The organism is Marinobacterium sedimentorum (assembly GCF_024267675.1).
Taxonomy (GTDB): Bacteria; Pseudomonadota; Gammaproteobacteria; order Pseudomonadales; family Balneatricaceae; genus Marinobacterium_A; species Marinobacterium_A sedimentorum.
The window spans coordinates 22,214-39,585 of record NZ_JALDYX010000025.1 but is presented as its reverse complement, the minus strand read 5'-3'; the positions used below and the strand labels follow the sequence as shown (position 1 = coordinate 39,585).

The 17,372-nt window shown below is 61.0% G+C and carries 18 protein-coding genes; 16 read left to right on the top strand and 2 right to left on the bottom strand.

The window, feature by feature from the left end; translation table 11 throughout:
* The first annotated feature begins 142 nt into the window (after positions 1–142).
* The 7 genes from flhA to MRS74_RS17700 all read left to right on the top strand — a co-directional run bounded on the left by flhA (position 143) and on the right by MRS74_RS17700 (position 8,033).
* Positions 143–2,227: a flagellar biosynthesis protein FlhA gene (flhA, locus tag MRS74_RS17730; RefSeq protein ID WP_254581630.1), complete on the top strand. Its 2,085-nt coding sequence runs from the start codon at positions 143–145 to the stop codon at positions 2,225–2,227.
* Between the two features lie 93 nt (positions 2,228–2,320).
* A complete protein-coding gene (gene flhF, locus MRS74_RS17725) occupies positions 2,321–4,027 on the top strand; it encodes a flagellar biosynthesis GTPase FlhF (RefSeq protein WP_254581606.1) in 1,707 nt (568 codons plus the stop codon).
* Positions 4,028–4,046: 19 nt separating this feature from the next.
* The gene (locus MRS74_RS17720) at positions 4,047–4,853 is read left to right on the top strand and encodes a MinD/ParA family protein (protein WP_254581605.1); all 807 of its coding nucleotides are present in this window, start codon (positions 4,047–4,049) and stop codon (positions 4,851–4,853) included.
* A gap of 9 nt (positions 4,854–4,862) precedes the next feature.
* Positions 4,863–5,573 carry an RNA polymerase sigma factor FliA gene (locus MRS74_RS17715; protein ID WP_254581604.1) on the top strand — a complete coding sequence of 237 codons (711 nt, stop codon included), beginning with the start codon at positions 4,863–4,865 and terminating at the stop codon, positions 5,571–5,573.
* Between the two features lie 331 nt (positions 5,574–5,904).
* Complete coding sequence (locus MRS74_RS17710; protein WP_254581603.1) at positions 5,905–6,645, top strand: flagellar motor protein; 741 nt, start codon at positions 5,905–5,907, stop codon at positions 6,643–6,645.
* Positions 6,646–6,653: 8 nt separating this feature from the next.
* Positions 6,654–7,553 carry a flagellar motor protein MotD gene (motD, locus tag MRS74_RS17705; protein ID WP_254581602.1) on the top strand — a complete coding sequence of 300 codons (900 nt, stop codon included), beginning with the start codon at positions 6,654–6,656 and terminating at the stop codon, positions 7,551–7,553.
* Between the two features lie 63 nt (positions 7,554–7,616).
* The gene (locus tag MRS74_RS17700) at positions 7,617–8,033 is read left to right on the top strand and encodes a DUF2802 domain-containing protein (RefSeq protein WP_254581601.1); all 417 of its coding nucleotides are present in this window, start codon (positions 7,617–7,619) and stop codon (positions 8,031–8,033) included.
* 469 nt (positions 8,034–8,502) lie between these two features.
* On the opposite strand, the gene MRS74_RS17695 is transcribed toward MRS74_RS17700, so the two are convergent.
* Positions 8,503–8,781, bottom strand: a complete 279-nt coding sequence (locus MRS74_RS17695) for an EscU/YscU/HrcU family type III secretion system export apparatus switch protein (protein ID WP_254581600.1) — start codon at positions 8,779–8,781, stop codon at positions 8,503–8,505.
* A 19-nt stretch (positions 8,782–8,800) separates the two neighbouring features.
* Positions 8,801–9,979, bottom strand: a complete 1,179-nt coding sequence (fliK, locus tag MRS74_RS17690) for a flagellar hook-length control protein FliK (protein WP_254581599.1) — start codon at positions 9,977–9,979, stop codon at positions 8,801–8,803.
* 260 nt (positions 9,980–10,239) lie between these two features.
* Here fliK and ccmA point away from each other — a divergent pair, with 260 nt between their 5' ends.
* The 9 genes from ccmA to ccmI are packed head-to-tail and all read left to right on the top strand — an operon-like array spanning position 10,240 to position 17,332.
* Complete coding sequence (gene ccmA, locus MRS74_RS17685; protein ID WP_306422008.1) at positions 10,240–10,860, top strand: cytochrome c biogenesis heme-transporting ATPase CcmA; 621 nt, start codon at positions 10,240–10,242, stop codon at positions 10,858–10,860.
* A complete protein-coding gene (gene ccmB / locus MRS74_RS17680) occupies positions 10,857–11,576 on the top strand; it encodes a heme exporter protein CcmB (RefSeq protein WP_254581597.1) in 720 nt (239 codons plus the stop codon). Before ccmA ends, ccmB begins: the two co-directional genes overlap by 4 nt.
* Positions 11,577–11,586: 10 nt before the next feature.
* Positions 11,587–12,354: a heme ABC transporter permease gene (locus MRS74_RS17675; RefSeq protein WP_254581596.1), complete on the top strand. Its 768-nt coding sequence runs from the start codon at positions 11,587–11,589 to the stop codon at positions 12,352–12,354.
* Positions 12,355–12,408: 54 nt separating this feature from the next.
* A complete protein-coding gene (gene ccmD / locus MRS74_RS17670; protein WP_438362347.1) occupies positions 12,409–12,612 on the top strand; it encodes a heme exporter protein CcmD in 204 nt (67 codons plus the stop codon).
* Positions 12,609–13,070 (top strand): cytochrome c maturation protein CcmE, encoded by a 462-nt coding sequence (ccmE, locus tag MRS74_RS17665; protein ID WP_254581595.1) that lies wholly within the window; start codon positions 12,609–12,611, stop codon positions 13,068–13,070. Before ccmD ends, ccmE begins: the two co-directional genes overlap by 4 nt.
* Positions 13,067–15,025 carry a heme lyase CcmF/NrfE family subunit gene (locus MRS74_RS17660; RefSeq protein WP_254581594.1) on the top strand — a complete coding sequence of 653 codons (1,959 nt, stop codon included), beginning with the start codon at positions 13,067–13,069 and terminating at the stop codon, positions 15,023–15,025. Before ccmE ends, MRS74_RS17660 begins: the two co-directional genes overlap by 4 nt.
* 17 nt (positions 15,026–15,042) lie before the next feature.
* Positions 15,043–15,582 (top strand): DsbE family thiol:disulfide interchange protein, encoded by a 540-nt coding sequence (locus MRS74_RS17655; protein ID WP_254581593.1) that lies wholly within the window; start codon positions 15,043–15,045, stop codon positions 15,580–15,582.
* Entirely contained in the window at positions 15,579–16,079 is a 501-nt protein-coding gene (locus tag MRS74_RS17650) for a cytochrome c-type biogenesis protein (RefSeq protein ID WP_254581592.1), read from the top strand. The genes MRS74_RS17655 and MRS74_RS17650 overlap by 4 nt, the downstream gene beginning before the upstream one ends.
* Positions 16,079–17,332: a c-type cytochrome biogenesis protein CcmI gene (ccmI, locus tag MRS74_RS17645; RefSeq protein ID WP_254581591.1), complete on the top strand. Its 1,254-nt coding sequence runs from the start codon at positions 16,079–16,081 to the stop codon at positions 17,330–17,332. Before MRS74_RS17650 ends, ccmI begins: the two co-directional genes overlap by 1 nt.
* The last annotated feature ends 40 nt before the right edge of the window (positions 17,333–17,372 follow it).

Genomic DNA, 17,372 nt, shown 5'->3' with positions numbered 1-17,372 from the left:
ACTGCGGTTGGAAATACAGGCGTCAATATTTTGAGTTTTGTTTCCATTGAGTCTGAATACAGCGACATTGAGCCGGATTCCGGCTGTCTGTGACTGAATATTGACGGGTAGTCGATTGGATCGAACCTTCTTGAGTAACGGCATGCGCAGCCTCGGTCAGGGCAACCTGGGGGTTCCGCTGTTACTGCTGGTGGTCATCGGCATGGTTACGCTGCCGGTTCCGCCATTCCTGCTGGACGTTTTTTTTACGTTCAACATAGCGTTGTCGCTGGTGGTACTGCTGGTCTGTGTGTACGCCCTGCGACCGCTGGAATTTACCGTGTTTCCAACCATCCTGCTGGTGGCAACGCTGCTGCGGCTGGCGCTGAACGTGGCTTCCACCCGGGTGGTGCTGCTCTATGGTCATGAGGGCGGCGATGCCGCCGGCAAGGTAATCGAGGCCTTCGGTCAGGTGGTGATCGGCGGCAACTATGTGGTCGGCATAGTGGTGTTCCTGATCCTGGTGATTATCAACTTCGTGGTGGTGACCAAGGGGGCCGGGCGTATCTCGGAAGTGAGCGCTCGCTTTACACTGGATGCCATGCCAGGCAAGCAGATGGCGGTGGATGCGGATCTCAACTCGGGCCTGATCACGCAGGAAGAGGCCAAGCTGCGGCGCCAGGAAGTCACTGAGGAAGCCGACTTCTACGGCTCCATGGACGGTGCTTCAAAGTTCGTTCGCGGGGATGCGGTTGCCGGTATCCTGATCCTGGTGATCAACCTGGTGGGCGGACTGTCCATCGGCATGCTGCAGCACGGCCTGAGCTTTGATCTGGCGATTCAGTATTACTCCATGCTGACCATTGGTGATGGTCTGGTGGCGCAGATTCCGTCCTTGCTGCTCTCCACCGCAGCGGCGATCACGGTAACGCGGCAGAACTCGTCCCAGGACATGGGTAACCAGATCCTGCAGCAGATGTTCTCGGCACCCCGGGCGCTGATTGTCGCCGCCTGCCTGCTGGGTGTGATCGGCATAGTGCCCGGCATGCCGCATGTCGCTTTTTTGACGCTTGCCGGAACTGCCGGTGCTATCGCCTGGCTGATCCTGCGTCGTCAGGCGCGGGAGGCACAGCAGCAGCAGACCGACAAGCAGGAGCTGGCGCGCACCCAGACGGCGGTGTCTGTGGATGAACAGAAAGAGCTCGACTGGGATGATGTGATGCCGGTGGACATGATCGGTCTGGAAGTGGGCTACCGCCTGATTCCCATGGTGGACAAGTTGCAGGGCGGTCAGTTGCTCGGGCGGATCAAGGGAATCAGGCGCAAGCTGTCGCAGGATCTGGGTTTTCTGGTGCCCTCGGTACATATCCGCGACAACCTGGACCTGGTTCCAGGCGGCTACCGCATTCTGCTGATGGGGGTTATCGTCGGCGAGGCCGAGGTCTATCCCGATCGCGAACTGGCGATCAATCCGGGCCAGGTGTTCGGTACTCTCAAGGGTGTCGCTGTGACGGACCCGGCCTTCGGGCTGGAAGCCGTCTGGATTGAAACCGGACAAAAGGAGCAGGCGCAGTCGCTGGGGTATACGGTGGTGGATGCCAGTACCGTGGTGGCCACGCATTTGAATCAGCTGCTGCAAAACCATGCCCATGAACTGCTTGGGCATGAAGAGGTGCAGCAACTGCTGGACATGCTGGGCAAACACTCGCCCAAGCTGGTGGATGAGCTGGTGCCGGCCAAGCTGTCGATCAGCGGCCTGCTGAAGGTGCTGCAGAACCTGCTGATGGAGCATGTGCCGCTGAAGGATTTTCGCAGTATCGCCGAGGCCCTGGCTGAGGCCGTGGGTCGCAGCCCGGATCCGATGGCGCTGACCGCTGCGGTGCGGATATCGCTGTCACGGCTTATTGTGCAGGAGATCAACGGTTATTCCGATGAGGTACCAGTGATTACCCTCGATCCCAAGCTCGAGCAGATGCTGCTCAACTCGGTGCAGAATCAGAACGGGGGTGATGGTCTGGTGCTGGAGCCCGGTATGGCCGAGCGTCTGCAGCAGTCCCTGGCCACGACGGCTCAGAATCAGGAAATGGCGGGTAAACCGTCGGTATTGCTGGTGGCGGCGCCGGTACGGCCGCTGATGGCGAAGTTCGTGCGCTATGGAAACCACCGGATTCATGTACTCTCCTATCAGGAGATACCGGAAAACAAGAAAGTCACCATAGTGGCAACCGTGGGCGGACAGGGTGGCTAATCCCGCCTGTCGGCGGTCAGGCTTTGCGCCCGGCGGCCGATATGACAGTAGAACGCGAAGCTGGCCCTGCAACGCCCAATTCAGAGGACGACTATGAAAGTAAAACGCATTTTTGCCCCTGACATGCGACAGGCGATGCGGCGGGTCCGGGAAGAAATCGGTCCCGATGCGGTCATTGTCTCCAATCACCGTGTGGCGGGTGGTGTTGAGGTGGTTGCCGCTCACGAACAGGAATACGAGGCGGCCCAGGCGGAGTTCAAGCGTCAGAGTCAGGAGCGCCGCCGGCGTGACGAACAGGTGCAGGCGCTGACCGGTGCCAATCGTGCCAGCGCTGGGCGCCAGGGTGCTGTGCTGGAAGACGAGATGCGCAAGGTCAGGGCGCGTATCGCCTCGGCGCAGCAGCAGAGCGGCGTTGCGGCCGGGCCGGATATGGGGGTGATGCGCAATCGCCAGATCGGTCAGGATGATGACGAGGATCTGCGCAGCATTCTGGAATCGCTCAAACAGCGGCAAAAATCCCGTGCCGAGGTTGTCGCGCCGCCGTTTGACGCCGGCGGTTTTGATGCCGATCCCTTCGCCCCTGGATCCCGGCCTGAACCGTCCTTCAGGGCTGAAGCTGCGTCAGGGCCTGCGCCCAGGCCCGAGCCCGCCTCATGGTCAGAGCCAGCGTCATGGTCAGAGCCTGCGCCAAGATCCGCCGCGCCCCTGCGTCCAGAGCCCCAGCAGCAGTCGCCGTCAGTATCTGCACCTCAGGCGCCGGCTGAACACCCAGTGGCGTCGCAGCGTTCAGAACACGCGCCTAATACTCAGAATTCGCAGGATCATGAGCGCATCCTCAGCATGCAGGATGAGATTCAGCAGCTCAAGGTCATACTGCAGCAGCAGTTACAGGCCCAGGCGCAGCCGCAGATGCAGGCGCCACAACCGGCGCCGGTTCAGCCCGCGCCTGCCCCGCAGCCTGCAGCAGCACAGCCCCAGCTGCGCCTCAGTCGCAGGCTCGACAGTCTCGGTATCGGGCCCCGGGTGGTGCGCCATCTGGTGTCGAGCATCGAGCAGGATATCGAGATCGACAAGGCCTGGCGCAGCAGCCTTGCGCGCCTGTCCGATGCCATTCCGGTGGTGGGTGAGGAGTTTATCGAGCGCGGCGGCATGGTGGCCTTTGTGGGTCCTACCGGGGTGGGTAAGACCACCACCATCGGCAAGCTGGCGGCGCGCTACGTGCTCAAGCACGGCAGTGCCAGTCTCGCGCTGGTGACCACCGATACCTACCGTATTGCGGCCCATGAGCAACTGCGCACCTTTGGTCGCATTCTGGATGTACCGGTGCGGGTGGTGGATGAAAACCATTCGCTGGATGATGTGCTGCACTCGCTCAAGGGCAAGCGTCTGGTGCTGATCGATACCGCCGGCATGAGCGCCGACGAGCCCCATACCGCGGCGCAGATCGAGCTGCTGCAGGGCGTGTCGCTGCGGCTTAAAAAACTGCTGGTGCTGTCATGTTCCAGCCAGAAACGGGTGATCGAAAGTGCCTACAATACCTATCAGAAACTGGGTCTGAGCGGCTGCGTACTGAGCAAGCTCGACGAGTCCGGCAGCCTGGGAGAGGCGCTGACGCTGTCGATCGAGAAGCAGTTGCCCATCGCCTATGTGACCGATGGGCAGAAAATTCCCGACGATATCGGGGTGGCGCGGCGCCATGATCTGGTGAGTCGTGCCGTAGTGACGGCGCAGAAGGCGCAGGAACGGGAACAGCAGGCGGACGAAGGTCCGGATCTGAGTTTTATAGGTCGGGCAGGATGACCCAGGGAAAAAGCAGACTATGCATCCAGTAAAAGTAGTTGCTGTCACCGGCGGCAAGGGCGGTGTCGGCAAAACCAACGTTTCGGTGAATCTGTCACTGGCACTGGGGCAGATGGGTCGCCGCGTGGTGCTGCTGGATGCGGATCTGGGGCTGGCCAACGTCGACGTGCTGCTGGGCCTGCGGCCCAAGTACAACATATCCGATGTGCTGGCCGGGGACTGTGCGCTGTCCGATGTGATGTTGAAGGCGGGGGAAAATGTCCGCATAGTGCCGGCATCCTCCGGTACTCAATCCATGACGGCGCTGGGCGTGCATGAACATGCCGAGCTGATTCATGCCTTTACCGATATCGCCGACGAAATTGATGTGCTGGTGATTGATACCGCGGCGGGCATATCCGAGTCGGTGGTCAGCTTCCTGCGTGCGGCTCAGGAAGTGCTGATGGTGGTGTGCGACGAGCCCACGTCCATTACCGATGCCTACGCGCTGATCAAATTGCTGAATCGTGACCACAAGGTCACGCGCTTTCGGGTCCTGGCCAACATGGTGCGTAACGAGTCTGAAGGTCGCAACATGTATAACAAGCTGCTGACAGTGACGGATCGATTCCTTGATGTAACGCTTCAATACGTCGGTTCAATCCCTTATGATGAGGCGGTGCGCAAGGCGGTTAAGCGGCAAACAGCTGTTTTGCAAGCGTTTTCCAGCAGTAATGCGGCGCTTGCCTATCGTCAGCTTGCCAACCGGGTCGATGCCTGGCCGGTGATGACAACGCCGCGCGGACACCTGGAATTCTTTGTCGAGCGCCTGGTGCAGGGTAAATAAAGAGGCTCCATGTATAACCAGCTGGAATTTACCTCTAGTCAGGACCTGATCACGCAGTATGCGCCGCTGGTTAAGCGTATTGCCTACCATCTGCTCGCCCGCCTTCCGGCCAGTGTAGTGCTGGACGATCTGATTCAGTCCGGCATGATCGGCCTGCTTGAAGCGTCCCGCAAATACAATCCCGCCAAGGGCGCCAGTTTCGAAACCTACGCCGGTATTCGCATTCGCGGTGCCATTATCGATGAAGTGCGTCGCGGTGACTGGACGCCACGCTCGGTACATCGCAACAGCCGGCGCATTTCCGATAGCATCCATCAGCTCGAAGCGCGCCTGGGGCGCGACGCCAGTGATAGCGAAGTGGCGGCCGAGATGGGCATCAGTGTCAGCGAATACCACGGCCTGCTGCAGGACTCGATGGAAAGCCGTCTGTTCAGTTTTGAAGAACTGCAAAGGCCGGAGGACGACAGCGTCGGCGAGCAGTTTGTGGCGGATGATCCCGAACCCGAACATCAGGTTGAAAAGAATGTCTTCAACCAGGCACTGGCCAAGGCAATTCAAGGGTTGCCGGAGCGCGAGCGGCTGGTGCTGGCGCTCTACTATGACGAGCAGCTCAATCTGAAGGAAATCGGTGAGGTGCTGGGCGTCAGTGAGTCGCGCATCAGTCAGATCCACAGCCAGGCGGCGCACCGGCTGAAGGGCAGGCTGCGGGACTGGCGCTAGACAGCAGCCTGTCGGACTTACCACTGATCTACTGCGGAAAAGCCGACTTTGGTCGTTTTTTGTCCTCTTCTTTGTTAAATAGAACCACTATTTGCCTCAAAAGAGCTCAAAAACTGCCTCAAATCGGACTTTCCCTCGCTACGATCGGCCAAGTCTGACAGGCTGCTAGTTGCAGGGCTAAAACTGAATATTTGCCGGCCTTGGCCGATAACCAAACATCACTACACAGGCTGCGATGCTCTGATACTTAACGCGCATTTGAACCTAATACCTTTACTCAGTGCCAGGCAGGAGTCTGCTGTGGCCACTTTTCTCTGACGGAGCCTTGTGCATGGATCGCCTGAGCGTTGCAGGACTGTTACTCGCCGTAGTCGCCATTGCGGGCGGTCATTATCTGGATGGTGGGCAGATTCAGCAGCTGCTTAACGGGCCCGCGGTGGTGATCGTCGTTGGCGGCACCCTGGCGGCGGCGGCCATTCAGACCCCCAGTAATGAGTTTCGCCGAGCCCTCTGGCTGATGCGCTGGCTGGTACGCGGCCCCAGCTATGATTTCGAGCGCGGTATCGAGCGCGTCGTGCAGTGGTGTCAGCGGACCCGCAAGTTCGGGTTGCTGGGGCTGGAGGCGGAAATGGAAGCTGAGCCGGATCCGGTGGTGCGCAGTGGCCTGCAGTTGCTGGTGGATGGCAAGGATGCCAACGTCATTCGCGGCATGCTGGAGATACAGCTGGTGTCCCAGGAACAGCGTGACCTGCAGGGGGCTCGTGTGATCGAGAGCATGGGCGGCTATGCCCCGACGCTGGGTATTCTCGGCGCGGTGATTGGCCTGATTCAGGTAATGAGCAATCTGCAAGACCCCGAGGGGCTGGGCGCGGGTATCGCCACTGCCTTTGTGGCCACCATCTACGGTGTGGCCCTGGCCAACCTGCTGCTGATTCCGCTGGCCAACAAGATCAAGAGTCTGGTGCTGGCGCGTTACCGTTATCAGGAAATGATGCTCGAAGGTCTGCTGTCGATTTCTGAAGGGCAGAGCCCGCAACTCATTCGCCAGCGCATGCAGGGCTATCTGGGGTAGGAGAGACTATGGCGCGTCGGCACCCGCAGCTTGAAAATACGCGCCAGGATCGCTGGGTGCTGTCCTACGCCGACTTCATTACACTACTGCTGGCGTTCTTTATTGTCATGTATGCCATTTCCTCGGTGAATGAGGAGAAATACCGTTCCATTTCCGATGCGCTGTCCGGCGTGTTCGAGGGCTCCGGCCGCCCGGCGGGCGCGGCCAGCCAGGATGCCGCCAGTGATCTGACCATCGGCAACGCCGTGCGCCCCGATGCCCCGGCAATACAGATCGACCCCGCCGATGCTGCGGTGACCGAACAGCTGCGCAGCCTGCAGGCCGAGTTGCAGCGCAGGTTCTCGCCCCAGATAGAGGCGGGTAGCATGAAAATCGACGGTAATGACCTTTGGCTGTCGATCGAGCTGCCCGCATCACGGCTGTTTGGCAGCGCCGATGCGTTGCCGGAAATAGAAGCCGACGCCCTGCTGGGCAAGATTGCAGAGGTGTTGCGCGGGCTCGACAATCCGATTCATGTCGAAGGCTTTACCGACAATCAGCCCATTGCGACAGACCTCTATCCCTCCAACTGGGAGTTGTCTGCCGCCCGGGCCGCGGCCGTGGTGCGAATTCTGGCGCACAATGGCGTCAGTCCCCAGCGCATGGCGGCCGTGGGCTATGGTGAATATCAGCCGGCCTACAGTAACCGTACCGCAGAGGGGCGGGGCATGAACAGGCGCGTGCTGGTAGTGGTGTCCCGTGACAAGCGGGTGCGCCGTACGGTGTCCTCCTTTGGCAGTCAGCAGATCAGCAGTGATACGGTCAGCGAGCTGCTGGATGCCGAACCGGCGCCTCCCCTGCCCGCCATCGAGCAGCTTGAAACCGAAAACGGCGGCGTGCTGTTCCGTCGTGCCGAGGTGCAGCCCTGATCGCAGCGTCGTTGTCCGCGGGCGGCGGGATCGAGTATCCTTGAACGCTGGCAGAAAGACTGGATGGTTCGGGTGACTCAAATAACAATACTCTGGCTTGGTTTTGCGCTCTTGTCCCTGGCGGGGACTGGGGCGGGAATCATGCTGTACAGGCGCATGCGCTACTACGAGCGACAGCAGCAGGCGCTGGTCAACGTACTGCGCAACGAGATTCGCTCCATGACCAGTGGTTCCATTGGCATGGGGCGGCGCCTGATGGACGCCGAACGCAGGCTCAATATTACCGTTGAAAAGCAGCAGGAGCTGGAGAATCGCGATCCCGGCGTGCTGGCCTACAATCAGGCGGCGCGCTTGATGGAGATGGGTGGCAATGTTGATGATCTGGTGAAAAGCTGCGGCATAGGCCGGCCCGAAGCCGAGCTGATGGCGCTGCTGCACCGCGAACTGCAATCCACTGAATCCCTGCCGCAGCAGCGCTAGGAGGCTGTCCGAGAACACTCAACCTACTGTGAACCATCTGAGTTTGGCTGTTTTTTGTGCTGTTTTTCGTTAAATAGAACCACTATTCGCCTTAAAACACCGCAAAAAGTCAGCTCAAAGCAGCCGGCTCTCGCTACGGCCAGCATTCTCGGACAGCCTCCTAGGAGGCTGTCGGGCTTGCCCCATCGCCGTTCCCGCGAACGCAGGAATCCATGCTCCGGGCCAAGTTTAACCCGTAGGAGTCGCGCCTCGCGACGAACGCGTCGCGACGAACGCCTCGCGACGAACGCCCCGCGACGAACGCCTCGCGACGAACGCGTCGCGACGACGGCCTCGCGACGCATGGTCGGCACCCCGTGGAACCTGCCATCTACCCCCGAAAGCTTCGCTGCGGGGCGCAGCTCCTACGGGCGTGCCTTTCTTTCCCTTGCATCTTTAACCTTGCACCTGCTCCTCAGGCCCGCAAGCATCAGGGTTGCACCGGCGGCTCGGCCTTGAGCTGGTAGGCAAAGGCAATCACTTCGGCAATGGCCTGGTAGAGTGCCTGGGGGATTTCGTCGCCCAGCTCCAGCCGTATCAGGACCTCCAGCAATTCCGGACTTTTGTGAATATGTATCTGGTGCTCCTCGGCCAGGGCGATGATCTGTTCGGCAATCAGTCCGCGGCCCTTGGCGAGTACTTCCGGCGCCCGCTGGCCGGGGGCGTACCCCAGCGCGATGGCGCCCTCTTCAGGATTGATCGGTTTCATCAGTTCAGATCGTCTTTGGTCAGGTTTTCAGGTTGATAAGCTGGCGGCGAATAGCTGTTTCGCCGCGCGGCGCCGTGCCCTGGTGGCAGCCCAGATTGTCGAGCTGTATGCCCTGGCGGTCCAGGTTGCTGGCAAACTCAGGCAGGCGTTGCTCAATCAGTCGTGCGGTTTCCGGTTCCGGTGTCCAGAAGCGGGCGCTCATGTGACTATCGTCCCGCAGTCGCAATTCAGCCTCCAGCGGTCCCAGGGTCTGCAGATCAAAATGCAGCCGCACCAGCCAGTGGCTGCTGGCGGGATCCTCGCCCCGGCGGGCGCGGTAGCGCTTGAGGCGCAACTCCACGTTTTCCATGCGCTCACCGAGGCGCACCGGCAAATCCAGTGCCAGATGGCGCTCGCTCGTGCCATCCGGCAGATCCTTGTTCTGGCTGGCGCTGTGCAGTTGCGACGTGGTGATGCGGGCCAGCAGGTCGCCCAGCAGTTTGTGCATTTGCTCCCGGGCCTGGGGCGGCAGGGCGTCTGCCAGCTGTTGCAGCTGCCCCATCTGGGCCTTGAGATCCGTATGGGCGCTGCCCGTATTGCCGGGGGCGGCGTTCTTTGTGCCGCTGGGCTGCGAGGCTGTGCGGCCGAGGCTCGCTTCGGTAAAGAATCCCCCTTTCTCGATATTGCGGCGCACGGCCAGGTCTGAATCACGCAGGCCCGGTGTAATGCCGAATATCTGCAGCAAGGATTGTACGACGGGGCTGAGCTGGCGCGAGGCCTGGGTGGCGGCGGCGCTGCCCGGCTGAGCCTGTTGCAGCAGCTGATTGAGCACATCGGCGAAACTTTGCTGGCGCGGCAGGCTGGTACGTAGCAGGCTGTCCAGCGTCGCAGTCGCAGTCGCAGGGTTTGAGGTTGCTGGTGGGCGGGCGGGCGCTGCCGGCGCCTGTGCAGCCGGTTGGGCTGCGAGGCTGAGTTGCAGCTGGCCCGCGCTGTTGCGTGACAGCACGACGGCAGTGCCGGTCGGTAACGCATGCTGGGTGTTCAGTGCCAGCAGTTGTCCTGCACGATGCAGCTGCAGTTGCAGGCGGATGCCGCTGGCATCGGAGCTGGATTGCACCACGGTTGCCGCCAGCTGGCCACCGGCGGGGAGCAGACGTGCCAGTGTTGCTTCGACGGACGGCTGAGTCAGCAGCAGGTTGGGGCCCAAAGTAGCTATCAAAATGGCTCCAAAGAGGGGGTTGAATGCACGGCGCCTGCAATACAGAATTTGTATATAATGGCGGGTTTTACGCATGCAGGCAGACATTGGGAGTATAGCCCTTTCGCCGGTTGCGGGCGCGGTGAGCGGATTCTGTTCGATGGTCTGTCGTTCGAAATTGGCGTCTGTGAAGTGCTACATACGCATGGGGGCAGGCAGGGGGGAATAAAGCTCTCTTGTCCTTGCGCACCTTTGAGGGTCCTGGATTGGCTGAGCCTGTGTTGAAAGTTGAGAATCTGTACTCTGAGCGCGATGAGCGGGTCCTGTTCGATGGCCTCTGCTTCGAAGTCGGCGCCGGTGAGGTGTTACAGATCGAGGGGCAGAACGGCAGTGGCAAAACCACCTTGCTGCGTATCCTCAGTGGGCTGTCGCGCAATTACGAGGGTGAGCTGTACTGGCGCGGCGAGCCCATGGACGAGGTGGTCGATGAGTATCGTCAGGCGCTGCTGTATTTCGGCCATCTGCCGGGCGTCAAGGCGACCCTGACACCGCAGGAGAACCTCGGCTGGTATGCCGCGCTGCAACCGGGCACGGATAGTGCGTCCATCGATGCGGCGCTGCGCCAGGTGGGGCTGGCAGGTTACGAGGATGTGCCTTGCCATATGCTGTCCGCCGGGCAGCATCGCCGTGTGAGCCTGGCCCGGCTCTATTTGAGCCAGGCGAGCTTGTGGATACTGGACGAGCCTTTTACCGCGATCGATAAAAAGGGCGTGGCACAAAAGGAGCAACTGATCCTGCGCCATGCCGCCGCCGGCGGCACGGTGATCCTCACTACACACCATGAATTGCACCTTGATGGGCTGCGTCGACTGAATCTGGACCAACTGGCTGGAACTTCATGAGCGAGATAGCGACTAATGAGCCGGCCAGACGGCGGGGGCCCACCGCTGTAGGCGTGTTTCGGGCGGCATTGAAGCGTGACTTGCTGCTGGCGTTTCGCAGCAAGAGTGATCTGGTAAACCCGCTGATCTTTTTCCTGATGGTGGCGACCCTGTTTCCGCTGGGGGTGAGTCCGGAGCCCGGTTTTCTGGCGCTGCTGGCACCGGGGCTGGTCTGGGTTGCGGCACTGCTGGCCACGCTGCTGTCGATGGACAGCCTGTTTCGGGCTGATTTTGAGGACGGTACTCTGGAGCAGGCGCTGCTAAGCCCGCAGCCGCTGATACTGATTGTGTTGGCGCGGGTGCTGGCGCACTGGATAATGACTGGCCTGCCACTGACGCTGATGGCCCCACTGCTGGGGCTGATGCTATTTCTGCCGGCGGAGGGCATGGGCGGTCTGATGCTGAGTCTGTTGCTCGGAACGCCGACGCTGAGCCTGATCGGCGCCATAGGCGCGGCGCTGACGGTGGGTCTGCGCAAGGGCGGCGTGCTGATTTCGCTGCTGGTACTGCCGCTTTATATCCCGGTGCTGATCTTTGGCTCGGGCGCGGTACAGGCGGCGGTGACGGGTCTGCCACTGGCGGGCTATCTGGCGCTGCTGGGGGCCATGCTGGCACTGGGGGTGGTGCTGGCGCCGCTGGCGATCGGGGCAGCTTTACGAATTTCTGTGAGCGGATAGTTGATTGTTTATGGCCAAGACTAAAACCGATAAAAACTGGATGCCGCGCTGGTTCTACCAGCTGGCGTCACCGCGCTGGTGTTATGAGATTACCGGCAAGCTGCTGCCGGCATTCAGTGTGCTGGCGCTGGTGCTGCTGCTCGGTGGCACTGTCTGGGCGCTGCTGTTCGCGCCGGCGGACTACCAGCAGGGCAACAGCTTTCGGATCATCTATATCCATGTACCCTCGGCCATACTGGCGCAGTCCTGTTACATGATGATGGCGCTGGCAGGCGCCATTGGCCTGATCTGGAAAATGAAGGTGGCCGACATGGTGGCCAAGGCCTGCGCGCCGCTGGGGGCATCACTGGCGCTGCTGGCGCTTGCGACCGGCGCTATCTGGGGCAAGCCGACCTGGGGGTCCTGGTGGGTCTGGGACGCGCGTCTGACCTCCATGCTGATTCTGCTGTTTCTGTACCTCGGCGTGATGGCGCTGCATTCGGCGATCGAAAACGATACCACGGCGGCGCAGTCCACGGCGGTACTGGCACTGGTGGGGCTGGTGAATATTCCGATCATCAAGTATTCGGTGGAGTGGTGGAATACCCTGCACCAGCCCGCCACCTTCAAACTGACCGAAAAACCGGCGATGCCGCCTGAAATGTGGCTGCCTCTGCTGGTGATGGTGGTGGGGTTTTACTGTTTCTTTGCAGTGTCGCTGATGTTGCGCCTGCGCCACGAAATTCTTCGCCGCGAAAGACGCAGCTCCTGGGTGCAGGCGCTGGTCGAGTCGCGCTGAGCACAGCCGGCCCGATGGCTGGAGCTCGAGCTCCTGCGGGCAGGCATACCGAATTTGACTGAAGTTGTTGAGGTGAACGTGAAGTTCGAAAGTATGGCAGATTTCATCGGGATGGGCGGGCACGGGCTTTACGTCTGGCTGGCCTACGGCATAGCGCTGGTAATCCTGTTGCTCAATGTGGTGCAGCCGCTGCGCCAGACGCGTCAGCTCCTTAATCAGCAGGCGCGCCGTGTGCGCCGGGAGAAAGGGCTGTCATGAATCCCAAACGCAAACGTCGCCTGGTCATAGTGCTGGCCATTCTGGTGAGCGTCACAGTGGCTGTTGGGCTGGCCCTGTTCGCACTCAACCAGAACATCAACCTGTTCTACTCACCCACCCAGATCGCGGCTGGTGAAGTGCCCGAAGGCACTCGCATCCGTGCCGGCGGCATGGTGGTTGAGGGTTCCGTGATCCGTGATACGCAATCGCTTATGGTGCGTTTTGAACTGACGGACTTCGCCCAGACCGTGCCGGTTGAATACACCGGTATCCTGCCCGACCTGTTCCGCGAAGGTCAGGGCATCGTGGCTCAGGGCTCGGTGAATGCGCAGGGTGTCTTTACCGCGGTTGAAGTGCTGGCCAAACACGATGAAAACTACATGCCGCCCGAAGTGGCAGAAGCACTCAAGGCTGCCGGTACCCTGCCCACGCCAGAGCCCGAGGTGTTTAACAAATGATTCCTGAACTCGGTGAGTATACGCTGATACTGGCGCTGTGCATGTCGGTACTGCTGGCGGTGGTGCCAATGGTGGGCGCCAGTACCAACAACCTGCTGTGGATGGGGTACGCCAGGCCGCTGGCGCGGGGACAGTTCCTGTTTCTGTCCATCAGCATGGCCTGCCTGGTCTATGCCTTCCTGACCGATGACTTCTCGGTGGCCTATGTGGCGGGCAACTCCAACACCCTGCTGCCGAGCTATTACAAGTTCAGCGCCGTCTGGGGTGGTCACGAAGGTTCGCTGCTGCTGTGGGTGCTGATCCTGGGCGGCTGGACCTGGGCGGTGGCCGCCAAGAGTCGCGACCTGCCGCTGGACATTCTGGCCCGCGTACTGGGCGTGATGGGCATGATCGCGGTGGGCTTTATCCTGTTCATGCTGCTGACCTCGAGCCCGTTCGAGCGCCTGTTGCCAGGCTTCCCGGCCGAAGGCGGCGATCTTAACCCGCTGCTGCAGGATATCGGTCTGATCATTCATCCGCCGATGCTCTATATGGGCTATGTCGGCTTCTCTGTGGCCTTTGCATTCGCTATCGCCGCACTGCTGAGTGGCCGGCTGGATGCGGCCTGGGCGCGCTGGTCGCGGCCCTGGACCGTCATGGCCTGGGCCTTCCTGTCTTTGGGGATCGCGCTGGGCAGCTGGTGGGCCTATTACGAACTTGGCTGGGGCGGCTGGTGGTTCTGGGATCCGGTGGAAAACGCATCCTTCATGCCCTGGCTGGTGGGTACGGCCCTGGTACACAGCCTGGCGGTGACGGAAAAGCGCGGCGTCTTCAAAAGCTGGACGGTGCTGCTGGCCATCTTTGCGTTCTCATTGAGCCTGCTGGGGACCTTCCTGGTGCGCTCCGGCGTGCTGACCTCGGTCCATGCCTTCGCCACGGATCCTGAGCGTGGCTTCTTCGTGCTGGCGCTGCTGGGCATTTCCATCGGCGGTTCGCTGCTGCTGTACGCGCTGCGCGCGGCCCATGTGAAGAGTGATTCAAGCTTTGCGCTGCTGTCCCGGGAAACCCTGCTGCTGGTCAACAACATTGTGCTGGTGGTGGTCTGCCTGATGGTGCTGCTGGGTACGCTCTATCCGTTGCTGATCGATGCTCTGGGCATGGGCAAGATTTCGGTCGGGCCGCCGTACTTCAACAGCCTCTTTGTCCCGCTTATGGCACTGCTGGTGCTGTTCATGAGTGTCGGTACCGTATCGCGCTGGAAGCAAAGTCAGGTGACGCAGATATCCCTGGTGCTCTGGCTGCCGGCCGTGCTGGCGATCCTGTGTGGCCTTGCCACCCCCCTGCTGATGGATGGCAGCTTCAATCTGGTGGCGGCCGCGGCCATGGCGCTGGCTTACTGGGTATTCTTCAGTCAGCTGCGTGATCTGTATGCCAAGGTGCGCAGCAAGCGCCGTTTGCGCGATGGCCTGCGCGGCCTGTCGCGCAGCTATTGCGGCATGGTCATTGCGCATACCGGCATCGCCGCCGTAGTGGTGGGCGTCACCATGGTCTCGCTCTACAGCGAAGCACGGGATCTGCGCATGGCGCCCGGAGACCAGGTCGAGTTCGGCCAGTATTCCTTCATCTTCGATGGTGTGCGCGAGCGCCAGGGGCCGAACTATGTGTCGGACATGGCCCGCATCCGGGTACTGAAAAACGGTGAAGCCTATACCGAAATGTTCCCGGAGAAACGTTTCTACAAGGCGCGCGGCAATGTCATGACGGAGGCGGCCATAGATGCAGGCCTGTTCCGCGATCTTTATGTGGCCATGGGTGAGTCCCTGGGCGAAGGCGCCTGGGCTGTGCGCGTGCAGCACAAGCCCTTTGTGCGCTGGCTCTGGCTGGGGGGGCTGCTGATGACCCTCGGCGGCCTGCTGGCCGCGACAGACCCGCGTTATCGCAAACAGGCGCGCCGCAAGGCGCCGGTTGCGGCCTGATATCAAGGATTCTGACGATGCTAAGACGATTACTGGTTTTTATTCCGTTGCTCATTTTCGTGACGGTGAGCGTGTTCCTCTGGCGCGGTTTGCAGCTGGATCCGACGGAGCTGCCTTCGGCGCTGATCGGCAAGCCCGTGCCGGCCTTCAGCCTCAGCTCGGTGTTCGACGAAAACGCTCAGCTGACCCAGGAACAGCTCAAGGGCAAGCCTGCGCTGCTGAACGTCTGGGCCACCTGGTGCCCGACCTGCAAGCAGGAGCACGAGCAGCTCAACCGTATCGCCCGGAACGAGGGCGTGACCATCTACGGTATCAACTACAAGGATGATCGTGCCAAGGCGCAGGAGTGGCTGACCCGGTATGAGAACCCTTATGTCCTTAATATCTACGATGACAAGGGTTTGCTGGGGCTCGACCTGGGTGTCTATGGTGCGCCTGAAACCTACATCCTCGACAAGGACGGCATTATCCGTTATCGCCATGTGGGCGAGGTCAACGAGAAGGTCTGGGACACACTGCGCAGGCGGATGCAGGATCTGGAGGGCAGCGGCTCATGAGGCATCTGCTGATCGTGCTGCTGCTCTGGCTGCCGCTGACTGCCCAGGCGGCCATCGACAGTTTCGAGTTCAGCGATGAGGCGACCCGGGAACGTTTTTACAGCCTCACCGCCGAACTGCGCTGCCCCAAGTGTCAGAACCAGAATATCGCCGACTCCAACTCGCCCATTGCCCAGGATCTGCGTACCGAGATTCACCGCATGCTGCAGCAGGGCGATTCGGATAAGGATATCGTCGATTTCATGGTGGCACGCTATGGCGAGTTCGTACTCTATCGCCCGCGGGTCACCGCCCAGACACTGGTGCTCTGGTACGGCCCCTTTGGCCTGCTGGCCGTAGGGGCGGTGGTCGTGCTGGTCATGACGCGGCGGCGCAAAAAAGCGCCTCGCCCGGGTATATCGGCGGGCTCGGAGTCGAGCCAGACTGAGCCGGTGGAGCCTTTGTCGGACGCAGAGCGGCACCGGCTGGATAAATTGCTTAAACAGGATGAGAAATAATGGCGGGCCTGTGGACCGGAATAGCTCTGTTGACACTCTGTGCGCTGGGCATAGTGCTGCTGCCCCTGTTGCGTGCGCGCAGGCTGCAGCAGCAGGAAGTGGCCGAGGATCGTGACCGGCAGAATATCGATATCTATCGCGAACGCCTGTCGGAGCTCGAGGAGGAAAAGGCCCTGGGCAATCTGGCCCAGCCCGAGTTCGATGAGCTGAAACTGGAACTCGAGCGTAGTCTGCTGCAGGACGTAGGCGATACCGAAGCCGCGCTGCAGGTGTCGAAAGTCAGCAGCATGCAGGTGGTCACGGTTTCAGTGATGGCGTTACTGCTGGTGGTCAGCGCGCTGGGGCTCTACGCAAAGCTTGGCAGTGCGCCGCGTCTTGAGCTGGCGCTGGAGCGTCAGGCCGGGCCGGATCCGTTTGATGGCCGTACTCCGACGCTGGAGGAGGCCTTGTCGCGACTGGAGCATGAACTGGAAGTGACGCCGGAAAATGTCGAGGGCTGGTATCTGCTGGCCACCACCTATATGGGGGCAGGGCGCTTTGACGACGGTATTGCCGCTTTCAAGCAGCTGCTGGCGCGACTGCCGGAAGATGCGCCGCAGTACACAGGCGTGATGGGGCAGTATGCCCAGGCGCTGTATTTCGCCAATGGCGGCAAGATGAATGAGCAGGTGCGCGAGCAGGTGACAGCCACGCTGCAGCGTAATCCCGGCGAAATCACCGCTCTGGGGCTGCTGGGTATAGATGCTTTTGAGCAGCAGCGCTATGCCGAAGCCATCGATTTCTGGTCCCGGGCGCTGGCCCAGGCTGAGCCTTCCGCGGCCGAGTCGCTGCGCGCCGGTATCAGCCGTGCCCAGCAGGAACTGCGGGCGCTGGGCGAGCCGGTGCCGGAGGTTGCGGGCATTGAACCTGCGGAAATTCGACTGGCGGTGCGCCTGGCCGAAGGCCTTGGCACTGCGCTGGAGCCGGACCAGGCGGTCTTTATCTTCGCCCGCCCGGTAGGAGGGCGCATGCCGCTGGCGGCGGTCAAGCTCAAGGTGTCGGACTTGCCGCTGGAAGTGGTGCTCGACGATACCCAGGCCATGACACCCCAGGCGCGGCTGTCCGGCGTGGATGAGGTTGAGGTTGGAGCGCGCATTTCCCTGACCGGCACACCGGAACCCAAAACGGGTGATCTGTTCGCGATTCTGAGTCCTGTTTCGGTGCGTGGACAGACGCAAGCGATTGATCTGGTTATTGATCAGGTTGTGGAGTAGTCGCCGCTCGGTCTATAGTTGCATCTGTTCTTGTCGGGGC